Origin of the sequence: Leucobacter chromiireducens subsp. solipictus (genome assembly GCF_016758195.1) — a bacterium.
GTDB lineage: Bacteria > Actinomycetota > Actinomycetes > Actinomycetales > Microbacteriaceae > Leucobacter > Leucobacter solipictus.
This window is the reverse complement of the sequence record NZ_QYAC01000002.1, coordinates 399,622-415,359: the sequence shown is the minus strand read 5'-3', so window position 1 is coordinate 415,359 and position 15,738 is coordinate 399,622. Positions and strand designations below refer to the sequence as shown.

Genomic DNA, 15,738 nt, shown 5'->3' with positions numbered 1-15,738 from the left:
TCTGGAGCCTCGCCCACCCACGATACGTGATGGTCCTACGATCCGGATCCGGGTGTGTGGGCCGCGGCGGCGTTCCGACGCTGCGCGACAACCAGTCCGCCCATGACCCCGGCGACGAGGAGCAGGCCGAGCGAAGCCGCCCACCACATCCAGGTCGCCTGCGCCTCGGCGGCGGGAAGCACTCCCGCCGCAGCTGGCTCTCCGGCCTCCGCCTGCGCCGCGAGTTCGGCCACGCGCTGCTGGTTCGCCGCAGCCTTCGCCTTCGGCTCGGGCTTGCGCACTTCCATGACCGCGCCAGCGTCGGTGCTCCCCTGCACGGTGATCACGTACTCACCGAGGGGCAGGTCTTCGGGGATCGTGCCGATCCAGCGCACGGTTCCGGAGGCGTCAGCACCTGCGGCCTCATCCAGAACGATCACGCCGGGGTACAGCACCACGAGGGCCTCTCGTTCCTTCGCAGTGAAGCCGGGCGCTTCCAGCTCGATCTCGCCACCGGGAACGATCTTCTTCGTGTCGGTGAGGATCCGGATCCCGCTCGTCGTGGGCGCGCTTGCCGCGGCCGTCCGCTTCAGCGAGTCGTTACTCACCGCGGTGGATCCGTAGCTGACTCCGCTCGCGGTGCCCACGGTGAACGTCAGGGGGTCCGCCGCGAGGGTGTACTGGCTGCCGCCGGACGCTCCGCCCGAGAAGCCGCCGCTCACCGGAACGCCGCTCCACGTGACCTCACCGTTCGGTCCCACCGATTTCGAGGCTGCCGCGAGATTGAGCGTGCCCCACTGGGCGCCCCCGTTGTAGATCACTCCCGTGTCGGGGCCAGTGACCTGAATCGTCGGGTTGCTCATGCTTTCGCTCAGCAGACCCTTGTGGCCGGTGAACGAGATCACACCCGAGTACTGCACGGAACCGGTCTGAGTGGCGGTGTCCCAGCTCCCACCCGCGGCCTGCGGGAAGAGGTAGCCGCCGCCGGAGCTGCCGACCCCACTGGTCGTGACGGCACCCTTCGCGATCGGACCCGTGACGTAGCTCGAGAACGCGCTCGAGACCCCCCAGCTCAACGAACCCGCGGCCTGCGCACCGGTTGCCCCACCGTACACGGTGGTGGGCGGCAGCGGCTTCGGGACAGGCTTGGGGGTGGGCTTGGGCTTGGACGTCCCAGGTTTCGTTGTCGGGGGCTTCACGGGTTGCTCGGTCTTCGAATCCGCACCCACCGTGAAGGTGAGCGGCGCAAGCTCCATGTCCGCCGACATGTACTCCTCGAAATACACGTCCCGGCCGTCCGCGGTCAAAGTCACTTGTGTGTTGCGGAACTGCACCGAACCGTCGGGAAGCACATTCTTCGACGCAGACTTCGCGCTGAGGTCGATGGTGGCAATCTTCAACATCTTGCCCGCATAGGGGACGTTGAGTTCCGCGCTATTCGCATTGCGGACCGTGACTTCGGGGTTCGCAAGGTTCAGGTCGAGTACACCGTCGTGTCCCCAGAAGTTCACGAGACCGGCATACTTCACCGTTCCGGTGAGTGTCTTGGGGTCCCAGGTGTTCGAGGTCTGCGGAAAGCGGTACACACTGCTGCCGGTCGCCGGCTTCTGAACGGTGATCTTCCCTTTGGCGATTCCGCCGGTCACATACTCGCGGAACTTATCCCGGAGGCCCCAGTCAAAGCTGCCCACCGCGGCCTTCTCGTTCCAGTCCGGCTGCGGTGGGACACCCAGGAGCTGCTCCCACTGGGCTGCGGTCACCGCGGCGTCCGCGCGGGCAAGGATATTTGCGGGTTCGGGCTTCGCGTTGTTCGGCCACAGCACCACGACGTACTGCGTTCCGCGCGTGAGCCGCTCGACCGGAGCAATCAGAGGGAAGCTCGCCTTGCCGTCCTGCACCTGCGGCTTCGGCGACGCCAGCGCCGGGATCTGGTTTTCAGGGCCGAGCAGACTCGCTTCATCACCGGTCGGAATCAGCGCAGCTGAGACTTCGGCAAAGTCGGCCGGGAGCCCGGTGGCCGTTACTTGCACGCTCAGGCTCCGTTTGGCCTTGACCGTGGTCGTCAGTTTGAGGGCAATGTCCAGGGGTGCCTCCGGCTGCTCCGAGGGCACCGCGGGTTCACTGGTTGCGGCAGACGCTTCGGGCGTGGGCTCCACCTGATTTGAGTGCTCCCCCGGAACCTCGCTCGCCCCCTGAGGCCCTTCAGGTGCGGTGTTAGAGGCCGGGTCCGGTGTGTGTTCGGACCCCACCGCACCGGATTCGCTTGCAGCAGTGTCTGCGTCCGGGTTCTCTACCGATGCACTCAGATCCGTATTCTGAGGCGCAACGTGCTCCGACGCATCGGCCACCGGAATCGCGGATTCTGTCTGCTGCGCTGCGGTGTCGACCGACTCTTCCGCAAAGGCGGGTGTGCCGAGTGCGCCGCCCACGACAAGTGCTGCAGACAACGTCGCTGCTGCGAGCCCCCGGAACACATTTCGTGTACGCATCTGTTCAGTCTCCCTGCGTGTGACGCATTCTCTGCGTCGGTCTTCTCGCGGCGTGAGTACCCGAGTTCACTATCGTCTCGTGCAGTATTTCCAGTCTGCTGAACATCATCTGATGTTGCAACTTGATGCGGAAATTTCGTCCAGCACCAACGGGTTCGGGCGTGAGTGCGACCGAAGTCACCCTCACGCCCGAGTCCGAATTTCCTTACGGCTGTGCGCGGTAGAGGAACGCCGCCATCGCCTCACGCGTCACGTTCGACTTCGGCGCATACGTCGGCTTGCCACTGGGCTGCTTGATACCCGTCGACAGACCGCTCGAGTGCATCCACGCGATTTCCTTGAAGAACTTATCGCCCGGCTTCATATCGGAGAACGGGGACACCTTTGGCGTCGCCGGCTTCGAGCCCTCGTCGATCCGGTACATGAACGCCGCCATCGCCTCACGGGTGATGCTCGACTTCGGCAGGTACTTCACCGTGCCGTTGGCCTGCTTCACGCCCGTCGAGATCTTCGCGTCCTTCATCCACGCGATCTCCTTGTAGAACTTGTCACTCGTCTTCACGTCCGTGAACGGCGACTTCGCGGGTGCCTTGTAGCCCGGTTTCGCGTACTGGCGGAACAGGAACGCGGCCATCGCCTCACGCGAAACGTTCTGCTTCGGCGCGTAAATCACGGAACCGTCAGGCTGCTTCATGCCGGTCGAGAGCTTGCTCGTGTACATCCACGAGATCTCCTTGTAGAACTTGTCGCCCGACTTCATGTCGGTGAAGGGAATCTTCGGGGCGACCGTCGGGAACACGGTGTCCCACTGTGCCTTGGTCACGTTGAGCTTCGTCTGAGCAAGCAGGTTTGCAGAGTTCGGGAACGACTTCGACGGCCACACGATCACTTCGTACTGCTTCTTGCGGTCAAGCTCAGCTTTCGGGAGGGTCAGCTTCACTTTCGCGGCCCCCTCAGAGAATGCGCTTCCGCGCACCCATTCTGCGCCGATTCCCATATCCTGCTGGTTGACATCGCCGATCTTTCCAGCCTCAATGACAGTGATATACGCACCATCTGCATTAAAGACATTCTTGATCTCAGCGTCCAAGGTAAGCCCGGTCTTAGTTGCGGAAACCTGAGCGGTAACGCTTGAGGCAGGTGCGACAACAGGCGGGAACACTGCATCCCACTGGGCTGCCGAAACGACAAGCGGCGCAAGACTGAGCGTTGTGTCGGCACCAGGCATCGTGTGCCCCTTCCACACGAGCACCTCGTAGTTCTTCGTGCGATCAAGCCCGGCAGAGGGGACCTCGAGAGAATTCTGGGCTGCCCCATCGACGAGATCCGCAGGACGCACCCACGCAGAGGCGACTCCCATGTTGTCACGGGAGATGTTCCCCGAAGTACCGGCCTCAATAACCGCAACGTATGCGCCGTTCGGGCCAGGAATATTCGCCAGGTCGGTAGCAACAGTCAAGCCCGCCGTGGTAGCCGCTGCAACCGTTGACACAGCCGAAGGAACCGCAGCCTCAGCAGCGAAGTTCAGGACCGCCTTTGCATCCTGCGAACGGTCCTGCATCGCCAAATGGTTGGCGATAGTGAAGACCGCGGTGGACTCAGCTCCGGCCTTCGGTGCGACCTGCAAGGTCGTCGAGAAGGTGCCATCGGTCTGGAACGCATCGGTCCCCGGCGTCGACTCCGCTCCCAGCTTGATCTGCTTCGCCCCGCTGGTGCACCCCTTGTTGATGTAGGTGAAGTCGAGCTGCTCCAGGGCGATATCCGCGCATGTCGTCACATAGATCGGCTTGTTCGGGTCATAGCCCGAGCCAGAAACAGTCACCGTAGCGCCGGAACGGTCGAGATCAACGTTCGGCGTAACCGTAATTGTGGGGCCGGCGGGTGCCTCCTCGGCGAACGCCGCGGCCGGAGCCATCAAGGCGCCGCTGGCGGCGAGGAGTACCGCCGTGGCGGTGGCCAGCACCGAGGCGGAGCGCCTCCGCCAGCTCGTGTGTGCAGTCATGACGATTGCAGTCCTTTACGCGTCGGTGGCCTGCACGCTGTCGTGGAGGCGCTCATCGGATCGAAGTGAGGTGCACCTTACCTCAGCACCGTCCTATAGTCTGACGAATATCGTCTGACGATGCAAGTTCGCTGAGCATACCGGGCTTCCGGAGCGCCTGATTTGGGTACTTTCCCTCCCTGCTTTCCAGGATTTCTGACGTCACCGCATACCCCAAAAGGGTTCGACCCCCAATGCCACGAATATGAGCATCGGGGGTCGAACACGTCACTCGCTAGCTATACAGCGCGTTCCGGTACAGGAACGCCGCCATCGCCTCTCGGGTAACAACGGTGCCGCCCTGGTAGTTGCGTTTGGTGCCTGAGCGCACCCCGGTGGACAAACCCGAGTCGTACATCCAGGAGATCTCCGTGAAGAACTTGTGAGAGGTTTTCACATCGTCGAAGCGTGAGTACCCGGGTGCCCGGTACGACGATGGCGCGTACTGACGGAACATGAACGCCGCCATCGCTTCACGCGAGACCGGCTGCGTGGGTTGATATGTCCGCCCCGCCGGCGTCTTCACGCCGGTTGAGAGCCCCGACGTCGACATCCACGCGATCTCCGTATAGAACTTGTGGGAGGTCGGCACGTCGATGAACGGTGACTTCGCAGGGGCGCGATAGTTCGCGGGAGCGTTCATACGGTACATGAACGCGGCCATCGCTTCCCGGGACACCCCCGTCTTGGGGAAGTAGTACCGTCCGTCGGATCGCTTCGTTCCCGTGGAGGTCTTGGAAACGTACATCCACGCGATTTCCTTGTAGAACTTGTGGTTCGACTTCACATCAACGAACGGGGAAACTTGGCCTGAGCTGCCCGTCCGCAGAGTCCCGTTGATCCCCCTGGCGATGTTGCTGCCCGTGAGGGTGATCCGCGTCGAAGCCTCACGCGAGGCCTGCGTGTTCCACCATTCGCCCTTGGCAACGTCACGCCCAGTCTTGGCCGTAAACTCCACCGCGTACTCACCCTGAGCGAGCGCGATCCCGGTGTATTCGGGAGAGTTCTGCCATGCGTAGTACGTGGGGAACCAGTTTCCGTCCACCTTCTGGAAGACGTTCGCCGCACGCAGGAAATCTTTCGGCAGCCCACCTGCAACATCGATGCGGCCCTGGATCTGAGATTTCGCCGCGGTTCCGGCCAGGTTGCGGGTTGAGCGGACACCGAGCGGGAGCGTGTGTTTCGTTGAGCCACCGGTGCGGAGGAACTGCATCATCTGCAGGTTGTACTGGGCGTCGAACGTCACTACCTGGAACCAGGTCGGTTGCACGGGGAGCCGGGAGAAGGTGTACGTGCCATCAGCACCGAGGTAGTAGACATCCACCGGGGTCGCACTCGCGTCGAGCGCGTACACGCGGCTCCGATTCAGCGCGAATCCCGACGGCAGCGATACTTTCCCGGAGATCGTTGCCCCGGGCTTCACCGAGGCGTTGATCCCCGAGGCGTTTCGCGAGCGCAGGTCGACGTAGCGGCCTTCGCTGAGCGACTGCGCATTCGGGAACCAGTTCGTGACGGTGATACGGGTGTCGTACGCCGGGGGCTCGGAGCTGAACTGCACCTTGTACTGCGACGGCGCGACCGTGGCTTCCCAGGCTCCCGTCGTCGGGTTCACGTTCACCAACCGGGAGTTTCCGGACACGTTCGGGTCGTAGACGAACACCTTCATAGTCGACAGCCATGACGTTTGCGCCGCGGGGAGGGTGACCTTTCCGGAGATGGTGCGTGTTGTCCCTGCGGCTGCGGCATACACGGGTTCGCCGACTCCGCCCCAAACTGACGTGACGGGCTTTGGCCCGTCAACGGCACCTTGCACGTGTGGATCGTTCGGGTTCTGCTCGGCCGTAGCCTGCTGCAGCCGCTCGCTCGCGCTCTCCTCGGTCTGCGCACGCAAGAGCAGGTCGGCGAGCAGCTGCTCATCCTCGGTGTCATGGTCCGAGAGCCCGGTCGGCTCAGATGCTTCGGGGGCGGGCGCTACTGAGGGCGACAGGACCGTCGCCTCCGCGGGCGTAAGCTGTGCCGGATCCTGCGCAACCGCGTCGGCGTCAGGTCCACCGAGGCCCCTGGCCCCGGCACCGTCAGCGCGGGTGAGCACCACATCCACGTTCGACTGATCCGCAGCGAGGACATCGACGGAGGCACCCGTCGGCAGCACCGCACTCTGGCCGTGGAATGTCGTCGCAACGTGCGCAGCCGCATCCCCCTGGGTCTCGGCGACGACGCGATACGTCCCGGGCTCCAAGCCCGAGATCATATACTCCCCGGACTCAGCGATCGAGCCAGGCACCCCCTCGGTGACCGCTTGTCCGTCGGCCAGGGCACGCAGCTGTACACCGCTCAACGCCGTGGTCGGCACCTCGTCGGGGAGTACCACCGTGCCCGAGATGGTGCGCGTGCCGTCAGCCGCCCGGGCGCTCGGGACCCCTCCGGGCAGGAGCGTGAGAATGGAGAGCACCAAGGTCGCGCCGAGAGCGAGCGCTACAGCTCGCTTCGGCAGCCCGGTGAGTCTTCTGACAAGAAGCTGCATAACCGTCCGTCCAGTGTGTCCGATGTGCTGCGCAACGCGCAAAACCTGATCGTACTGCGCACAGAACCCTGCGTTGACGGGCCCCAGACAATGCCGGTGGCTTCCGCTAGCTCTGCCGTGCCTGGGCACCCAGCAGAGAGGGCTACGCTGGGCCCTGCAGTACTCGTTGCGCAGACTACGGAGGCACTCATGACGAAGCCCATTGATTCTCCCGAGTATCCGGTGCAGCTCTCCCAGAGCGACTGGCGTGAGCGGTTGAGCCCCGACGAATATGCGATCCTGCGCGAAGCCGCGACGGAGCGTGCCGGGACCGGGGCTCTCCTGAATGAGGAGCGCGACGGCCTGTACCGCTGCCGCGCCTGCGGGAACGAGCTCTTCGTCGCCGGGACGAAATTCGACTCCGGGTGCGGCTGGCCCAGCTTTTACGAGAGCGTCCGGCCGGAAGCCGTCGAACTGCTCGAGGATTCGTCCCTGGGCATGGTCCGCACTGAGGTCCGGTGCGCGGACTGCGGCTCGCATCTGGGCCATGTCTTCCCCGACGGCTTCGGCACACCCACCGGTGACCGGTACTGCATGAACTCGCTGGCGCTGACCTTCGACGCGGGCGCGACGCCCGAAACCGACGAGTGAACGAGTCTGCACCGGCCGCCGCCGCGGTCCGGGACCGTCGTTCCCACTCGAAGGTCACCGATACTGCACCCAGCCGCGCAGAGCTGAGAGATCTGATCGCTGCGCTCGCGAGCATTGCCGATCATTCGGGACTCCGCCCCTGGCGGATCATCGAGATGCGCGGTGACGCACGTCTTCGGCTCGGCGAGGGGCTCGCCGCCGCGGCCGGAGGCAAGCGGGAGAAGTACCTCGCGAAGGCCACCCGCGCCCCACTCGTCTTGGCACTCGTCGTTTCCCCTCGGCTGAAACACAAGGTCCCGGTGTGGGAGCAGGAGGCCGTGGCCAGCGGTGTGGCCCACACGCTGGGCTTACTGCTGCACGAGGCGGGGTGGGGCACGTTCTGGCGCACCGGCTCGCTCACGCGGACGCCCGAGGTCCATGCGGCCCACGAGCTCAGCCCCGACGAGTATCTCCTCGGGTGGCTCTACGTCGGCGGCGTCCCTGAGCGGGATCGGAAGCCGAAGCCGCGGAAGCCGCTCGATCCGGATCGATATCTCACCGAGCTCGAGCCGAGCGCCCCGGCAGGGCCGCAATAACGACCGCGAGGAGGGCGACCGCGGTGCCGGCGATCATCCCCTGGCTCAGCCCGCCGCTCAGTGGCGCGCCCGCATCAAACGCGAGGGCTGCGAGGAGCTGACCCGCCACGTTCGACATGCTCAGGAGCAGCACGCCCGCGGTTCGCACGAGCATCGCCGCGACCGCGATGAAGATGGTCCCGATCACCCCGCCGAGATAGTAGAGCGGCGACGACGGCCAGCTTGTCGGCCACCCGGACACGAGCACCGAGACAACCGCGATGATCCCGAGCAGCGTGGTCCCCACCACGAAATTCACAAACGTGGCCGTGATCGCGCTCTGCGCCGCGGAGCGCACGAGCCCATTCACCATCGACTGCGCCGACACGAGCACCCCGACGATCACGGGAAAGACCACGAGCCACAGCACGCTCCCTTCCGCTGCGCCACCGCTGAGGCCCACCGAGACGAACACCGCGACCACCGCGAGCACGGTGCCCACGATTCGGGTTGGTGTGGGATCGATCCGTCCGCCCGGGCCAAGCCCGATGCGATCGAGCACCAATCCGCCGAGCACCTGGCCGGCGACGATCCCCACAGTGAACAGCGCCAGGCCCGTGAGCGGTGCGACGAGCCCCTGGCTCAGCACGAAGAACGCCCCGCCCGCTCCGCCGACCAGCGTCCATGCGGGAAGCCGCCCGGCCCGAACCTCGGCGCGGACCTGCGTGAGTCCTGCCCGCCCTCGCCGCGAGAGCAACAGCACCACCGTCATCACAATGAGGCCGATGCCAAAGGAGACTGCCGCGGTGACGTAGCCGTTGCCGAGCTCTTGGCTGAGGCCCCCGTTAATGCGGGATTGCAGGGCCACGAGGACGCCCGCCAGTCCCGAGCCCAGCAGCGCGGCCCACACGGGGAAGGATCGAGAACGGTTCACCCCGCTACCCTACTCGCCTCCGGCAATCCGCAGGCACCCGGGCCGGCCATCGACGCCCAACCGGACGAGTGCCCTCCCCCACCCCTCAGGCGGCTGCGCCGAGAACGCAATAGAGCACCCGCGCCGCTGAGAATACGCGCGTCTTCCCGCCCGACAACGCAATTGCGCACCATTCGCGCGGCAATAACGCGCACCATTGCCATCTCGGCTGGGTGCGGCGCACCGAGCACAGCGAGTGGAGCCGGACGCTCCGCGACAGTGCTCATCTGCACGTGCCGCAGTGGCGGCACCGACTCCGGTCGAAAACGCTTCGCGTTTTCTTACTGGAAACCGGACGCTCCGCGACAGTGTCCATCTGCAAGTGCCGCAGTGGCGGCACCGACTCCGGTCGAAAACGCTTCGCGTTTTCTTACTGGAGCCGCCTATCGGACTTGCTTGACGCGCTCAGGGCAACGCGAAGCGTTGCGCGCGGCAAGCCGGCGAAGCGTGCTTCGCCGGGATCGGTTCAGAGTCCGATAGGCGGCGACACGCAAAAGGCCCCGCGAAGCGGGGCCAGCGTGGAGCCGCCTATCGGACTCGAACCGATCACCTGCGCTTTACAAGGGCGCTGCTCTACCAGATGAGCTAAGGCGGCACTGTGGGGCGGCCGCATGCGGCCGCCCCATGAGTAGTCTACTCAGATTTCTTGGCGTCGGACTTCTCCTGAGCCTGCTCGTACTCGCCCTTCACCTTCAGGAGGTACGACTCGAGGTCGCCGTCGCGGGCCTGGTTCCACTGCTGGCCGTTCACGATCACGGTGGGCGTGGAGACCAGGCGCTGCGGGCCGTCCGCGGGCTGCGGGGTGGCGCCGTCGCTGCTCAGCATCAGCGCGCCCTCGGCGAGCCCCTTGATGCCGGTCTCGCTGGCGGACTTGTAGTTCGCGGAGATGAAGCTTCCGAAGGTGACGTCCGAGACGCAGGAGCGCAGTTCGGGGGTGACCTCAGCGCCCGCGGCCTTCGCCTCTTCGAGGAGCTGCTCATCGCTCAGCCCGGTGGTGCCTTCCTTCGGCTGCACCTCGGGGCTCAGGAGTCGGGTGTGCAGCGAGAAGGCCACGTCGGGCTGCTCCTCGACCACGCAGGCGAGGAGGTTCGCGGCGCGGGTCGAGTACTTCGAGCCGAGCGATGCGCCGTCGAGGAAGTTCAGCGGGTAGATCTCGAGCTCGATATCGCCGGCACCGACGTAGTTCTCCAGCATGGTGCCGTACTGCTGCTCGAAGGCGCCACACGCGGGGCACATGTAGTCGGCGTACACGGTCACGTCGAGGGGCAGCTCATCGCGGTTCACGGTGCGCGCCTGACGCTCCGCGCCGGATTCGAGTGCGGGACCCTCCACGACCTTGAGGTCCTTGCTGAACACGACGCCACCGGACGCCATGTTCTCGGGGCCGGGGCCCGCGGGCTTCATGGTCTGCGTGAGGACGAGCGCCACGATGCCGAGGATCGCGAGGACACCGATGACGATGCCTCCCTGCAGGAAGAGGCGATTGCGCTTCTCCCGCTTCTTCTCCTGTTCCCGGGCCTTGCGCGCCTGTTCGCGCGCCTGCGTGCGTCGCTCGTTCTTGGTCAGACGACCGGTGTTCTCGCTTGCCATTCGGTATATCTCCCCATCGGTCCGCGAGTGCGGAGCACGGTCTGGTGCGGGCGGGTCGCCCTACTTCTTCTTGCTTGCGCGGCGCTCGGCGCGGTTGCCCGCAGCCCCAGCCCCGTCCGCGGGAACCTGCTGCCCAAACGCGCCGCGCTGAGTGGCCTGGGCCGCCTTCGCTGCAGGATCGGGAGCACCGCTCACCGCCGGAGTACCATCTTCGTCTGGCGCGCTGTATGAAAGCTTGGACTGATCCGGGCTCTGCTGTTCCTCAAGGCCGCCACCCTCCAGGTGGACGTGCCCCTGATGCTCAACGTCCTCACGAACCTTGACCTCGAGGTTGTAGAGCAGCCCCATGGACTCTTCCTTGATCTGCCCCATCATGCCCTCGAACATGGTGTAGCCCTCGCGCTGGTACTCGACGAGCGGATCGCGCTGGGCCATCGCGCGCAGCCCGATGCCCTCCTTGAGGTATTCCATCTCGTAGAGGTGATCGCGCCAGCGGCGGTCGATCGTGGCGAGCACCACGCGGCGCTCCAGCTCACGCATCGCCTCGCTGCCGAGGGTCTTTTCGCGGGTTTCGTAGGCGACGATCGCGTCGGAGAGGATCTCGCGGCGCAGGAAGTCGCGGTCGACGCGGCGGCCGCCGGTCTCGGCGAGGAGCTCGTCCACGGTGATGCCCACCGGGTACACCTGGCGCAGGTCGTTCCAGAGCGCGTCGAAGTCCCACTCGCCATCGGTGCCGTGCGAGTCGAGGATCGCGTCGATCGTCTGCTCACGGAACGCAACGATCCGCGTCTCGATCTCTTCGCCGTCGAGGATCTGCTGGCGGTCGCCGTAGATTGCCTTGCGCTGACGATCCAGAACGTCGTCGTACTTGAGGACGTTCTTGCGGATCTCGGCGTTGCGCTGCTCGACCTGGCTCTGCGCGCTCTGGATGGCGCGGGAGACCATCTTCGACTCGATCGCGACGTCGTCGGGGAAGCCGTCGCGATTCATCAGCGCTGCGGCGGCACCCGAGTTGAAGAGGCGCATCAGGTCGTCGGCGAGCGACAGGTAGAAGCGACTCTCGCCGGGATCGCCCTGACGGCCAGATCGGCCGCGCAGCTGGTTGTCGATACGGCGCGACTCGTGCCGCTCCGTCCCCAGCACGTAGAGACCGCCGACGGCGGCGACCTTATCGGCTTCCTCCTTGACGGCGTCCTTGACGGCCGCGAAGACGTCATCCCAGGCCGCCTCGTAGGCGTCCGGATCGTCCTCGGTCGAGAGGCCGCGGGCGGCCATCTCCTGCACGGCGAGGAACTCGGCGTTGCCGCCGAGCATGATGTCCGTACCACGGCCGGCCATGTTCGTAGCGACGGTCACGGCACCCAGGCGGCCGGCCTGCGCGATGATCGCGGCCTCCCGCGCGTGGTTCTTTGCGTTGAGCACCTCGTGCCGCACCCCGGCCTTTGCGAGCAGGCGCGACAGGTACTCGCTCTTCTCGACGCTGGTGGTGCCGACGAGCACGGGCTGCCCCTGCTCGTACCGCTCCGCGATGTCCTTGACGACCTGCGCGAACTTCGCCTCTTCGTTCTTGTAGACGAGATCCGGCTGGTCCTTGCGCTGCATGGTCCGGTTGGTCGGGATGGGGACGACCCCGAGCTTGTAGGTGGACATGAACTCGCCCGCCTCGGTCTCGGCGGTACCGGTCATGCCGGAGAGCTTCTCGTACAGGCGGAAGTAGTTCTGCAGGGTGACGGTGGCGAGCATCTGGTTCTCGGCCTTGACCTGCACCCCCTCTTTCGCCTCGATGGCCTGGTGCATGCCCTCGTTGTAGCGGCGCCCGGCGAGAATACGGCCGGTGTGCTCGTCAACGATCAGCACCTCGCCGTTGAGCACGACGTAGTCCTTGTCGCGCGTGAACAGCGCGTTGGCCTTGATCGAGTTGTTCAGGAAGGAGATCAGCGGGGTGTTCACGGACTCGTAGAGGTTCGTGATCCCGAGGTGGTCCTCGACCTTTTCGATACCGGGCTCGAGCACGCCGATGGTGCGCTTCTTCTCGTCAACCTCGTAGTCGACGCCGGGCTTCAGCTTGCGCGCGATCCGCGCGAACTCGGTGAACCAGCGGTTCGCCTCGCCCGAGGAGGGGCCCGAGATGATGAGCGGCGTTCGCGCCTCATCGATGAGGATCGAGTCGACCTCGTCGATGATCGCGAAGAAGTGCTCGCGCTGCACGCGCTCCTCGGCGGAGGATGCCATGTTGTCGCGCAGGTAGTCGAAGCCGAACTCGTTGTTCGTGCCGTAGGTGATGTCCGCGCCGTACTCTTCGCGGCGCTTCGCCGGGTCCTGGCCCGCGACGATGCAGCCGGTGGTCATGCCGAGCGCGCGGAACACGCGCCCCATGAGCTCGGACTGGTAGCTCGCGAGGTAGTCGTTGACCGTGATGATGTGCACGCCCTTGCCCGCGAGGGCGTTCAGGTAGGCGGGCATGGTCGCGACGAGGGTCTTGCCCTCACCGGTCTTCATCTCGGAAATGTTGCCCATGTGGAGGTTCGCACCGCCCATGACCTGCACGTCGAAGGGGCGGAGCCCGATAGTGCGCTTCGCGGCCTCGCGGACCGCGGCGAACGCCTCGGGGAGCAGATCGTCGAGCGTTTCGCCCTGGGCGAGGCGGCCGCGGAACTCTTCGGTTTCGCCGCGCAGCTCCTCGTCGCTGAGTTCCGAGAACGAGTCTTCGAGCTGGGCGACGAGTTTCGCCTGCCGCTCGAGCTTCTTCAGGGTGCGACCCTCGCCGACGCGAAGGAGCTTTTCGAGAACTGTCGCCACGTTGTCTCTCCTGTAGGTTGACACGCTGCGCCGCTCTCGGGGAGCTCGCACAGCGCCGTTGTCAAATTGTGACAACTGCCTCAGCTTAGCAACGCGTCGAGACGACCCGCTGGGAATGTCGCTTTTTTGAATGATTCAAAAAAGCGATACACTGGAGGCATGACCCCCCGCGCACCACGCTCCGCCACGGACGCTCAGCTGAGCTCCGCTGGCCTGCGTTCGACGGCGCCGCGACGTGCGGTGCTCGAGATGCTCGAGCCGGGTGGTCATCTGGACGCGAGCGGCGTTTATGAGCGCCTGCGCACCACACTCCCCGGCACCTCGCTCCAGGCGGTGTACGGGGTGCTCGGCGCACTCACAGACGCGGGGCTCGTGCGCCGCGTCGCTCATGACGGCGGGCCCGCCCATTACGAGGCTCGGGTGGACAATCACCATCATCTGGTGTGTCGCTCCTGCGGGCGCATCGAGGATGTGCCCTGCGTCATCGGCCGCGCCCCCTGCCTCACCCCGGCGGAAGACCACGGCTTCACGGTCGATACCGCCGAGATCACGTTTTACGGAGTGTGCGCAGCCTGCACTGCGGCGTCGCAGTAGCCCGCGCCACGGGCACCTCGTCCCGCACGCACTCCCCACGGACCACCTTCCCGACCCGACCCTGAAAGAGGCACGATGTCTGAAAAGCAGCCCACTACCACCCAGACCGGCACGCCGGTCGCGAGTGACGAGTTCTCGCTGACCGTTGGGGCCGACGGCCCCACCGTGCTCCACGACCGCTACCTGGTCGAGAAGCTCGCGTCCTTCAACCGTGAGCGCGTGCCCGAGCGCAACCCGCACGCCAAGGGCGGCGGCGCGTTCGGCGAGTTCGTGGTGACCGAGGACGTGTCCCAGTACACCCGTGCTGCGGTGTTCCAGCCCGGCGCGAAGAGCGAGACGCTGATCCGTTTCTCCTCCGTCGCGGGCGAGCAGGGCTCCCCCGACACCTGGCGCGACGTGCGCGGCTTCTCGCTGCGCTTCTACACGACCGAGGGCAACCTCGACATCGTGGGCAACAACACCCCGACGTTCTTCATCCGCGACGGCATCAAGTTCCCCGACTTCATCCACTCGCAGAAGCGCCTCGGCGACTCGGGTCTGCGCGACGCGGACATGCAGTGGGACTTCTGGACCCTCTCCCCCGAGTCCGCACACCAGGTGACGTACCTCATGGGCGACCGCGGCCTGTCGAAGAGCTGGCGTCACCTGAACGGGTACGGCTCGCACACCTACCAGTGGGTCAATGCCGCGGGCGAGCGGTTCTGGGTGAAGTACCACTTCCTCTCTCAGCAGGGCGTCGAGCACCTCTCCCCCGAGGTTGCCGAGCAGCTGGCCGGATCCGACGCGGACTACTACCGCCGCGATCTCTTTGACGCGATCGCGCGCGAAGAGTACCCGTCGTGGGACGTCTACGTGCAGATTATGCCGTACGAGGAGGCGAAGACCTACCGCTTCAACCCGTTCGACCTCACGAAGACCTGGCCCAAGGCGGACTACCCCCGCATCAAGGTCGGCACCTTCACGCTGAACCGCAACCCGGAGAACTTCTTCGCGCAGATCGAGCAGGCGGCATTCTCGCCCGGCAACCAGGTCCCCGGCACCGGTATCTCGCCGGACAAGATGCTGATGGCGCGCGTGTTCTCCTACGCGGACGCACACCGCTACCGGATCGGCACGAACTTCAACCAGCTGCCCGTGAACCAGCCGCACGCGGCCGAGGTGCGCAACTACATGCACGAGGGCAACATGCAGTACCGTTTCAACGGCCCCGAGCACCGCACGTACACGCCGAACTCCTACGGCGCTGCCGGCGGTCCCGCCGCCGACCCGCAGGCGGGCGTGGAAGCGAGCTGGGAGTCGGACGGCGAGCTGGTGCGCAGCGCGTACACGCTTCGCGCCGACGACGATGATTTCGGTCAGCCCGGCACCCTGTACCGGGATGTGTTCGACGCCGCGGCCAAGGAGCGCTTCCAGGCGGTCCTCGGCGGCCAGGCCAAGGCGATCACGGTGGATGAGATCCGCGAGCGCTTCTTCCAGTACTGGTCGAATGTGGACGCGGAGCTCGGCCAGATCCTGCGCGCGAACTACGCCGCGTAGGTGCATTCGCTGACGGGAGGTCGCCCTGC

10 protein-coding genes and 1 tRNA gene are annotated in these 15,738 nt (G+C 65.5%); 4 read left to right on the top strand and 7 right to left on the bottom strand.

The features are described 5' to 3' along the window. Positions 1-35: 35 nt before the first annotated feature. From D3230_RS05300 to D3230_RS05290, 3 genes are all read right to left on the bottom strand, one after another. Positions 36-2,135 (bottom strand): HtaA domain-containing protein, encoded by a 2,100-nt coding sequence (locus tag D3230_RS05300; RefSeq protein WP_202343964.1) that lies wholly within the window; start codon positions 2,133-2,135, stop codon positions 36-38. Between the two features lie 538 nt (positions 2,136-2,673). Beyond that, on the bottom strand, positions 2,674-4,470 hold the full coding sequence (locus D3230_RS05295) for an S-layer homology domain-containing protein (RefSeq protein ID WP_202343963.1): 1,797 nt from the start codon (positions 4,468-4,470) through the stop codon (positions 2,674-2,676). A gap of 274 nt (positions 4,471-4,744) precedes the next feature. Next, entirely contained in the window at positions 4,745-7,033 is a 2,289-nt protein-coding gene (locus D3230_RS05290) for an S-layer homology domain-containing protein (protein WP_202343962.1), read from the bottom strand. 189 nt (positions 7,034-7,222) lie between these two features. On the opposite strand from D3230_RS05290, the gene msrB reads away from it, so the two are divergent. Further along, complete coding sequence (msrB, locus tag D3230_RS05285; RefSeq protein ID WP_202343961.1) at positions 7,223-7,663, top strand: peptide-methionine (R)-S-oxide reductase MsrB; 441 nt, start codon at positions 7,223-7,225, stop codon at positions 7,661-7,663. Further along, a complete protein-coding gene (locus D3230_RS05280; RefSeq protein WP_202343960.1) occupies positions 7,660-8,238 on the top strand; it encodes a nitroreductase family protein in 579 nt (192 codons plus the stop codon). Before msrB ends, D3230_RS05280 begins: the two co-directional genes overlap by 4 nt. Here the strand turns inward: D3230_RS05280 and D3230_RS05275 are convergent. The 4 genes from D3230_RS05275 to secA form a co-directional block, all read right to left on the bottom strand. Beyond that, a complete protein-coding gene (locus D3230_RS05275; RefSeq protein ID WP_202343959.1) occupies positions 8,198-9,151 on the bottom strand; it encodes a DMT family transporter in 954 nt (317 codons plus the stop codon). The genes D3230_RS05280 and D3230_RS05275 overlap by 41 nt on opposite strands. 558 nt (positions 9,152-9,709) lie before the next feature. Beyond that, a tRNA-Thr gene (locus D3230_RS05270) sits at positions 9,710-9,785 on the bottom strand. A gap of 38 nt (positions 9,786-9,823) precedes the next feature. Next, positions 9,824-10,780, bottom strand: coding sequence for a DsbA family protein (locus D3230_RS05265; protein WP_202343958.1), 957 nt, complete (start codon positions 10,778-10,780; stop codon positions 9,824-9,826). Between the two features lie 60 nt (positions 10,781-10,840). Then, positions 10,841-13,579 (bottom strand): preprotein translocase subunit SecA, encoded by a 2,739-nt coding sequence (gene secA / locus D3230_RS05260; RefSeq protein WP_202343957.1) that lies wholly within the window; start codon positions 13,577-13,579, stop codon positions 10,841-10,843. Between the two features lie 159 nt (positions 13,580-13,738). Here secA and D3230_RS05255 point away from each other — a divergent pair, with 159 nt between their 5' ends. Further along, a complete protein-coding gene (locus D3230_RS05255) occupies positions 13,739-14,173 on the top strand; it encodes a Fur family transcriptional regulator (RefSeq protein WP_202343956.1) in 435 nt (144 codons plus the stop codon). 75 nt (positions 14,174-14,248) lie between these two features. Continuing rightward, a complete protein-coding gene (locus D3230_RS05250; RefSeq protein ID WP_202343955.1) occupies positions 14,249-15,709 on the top strand; it encodes a catalase in 1,461 nt (486 codons plus the stop codon). Positions 15,710-15,738 lie beyond the last annotated feature (29 nt).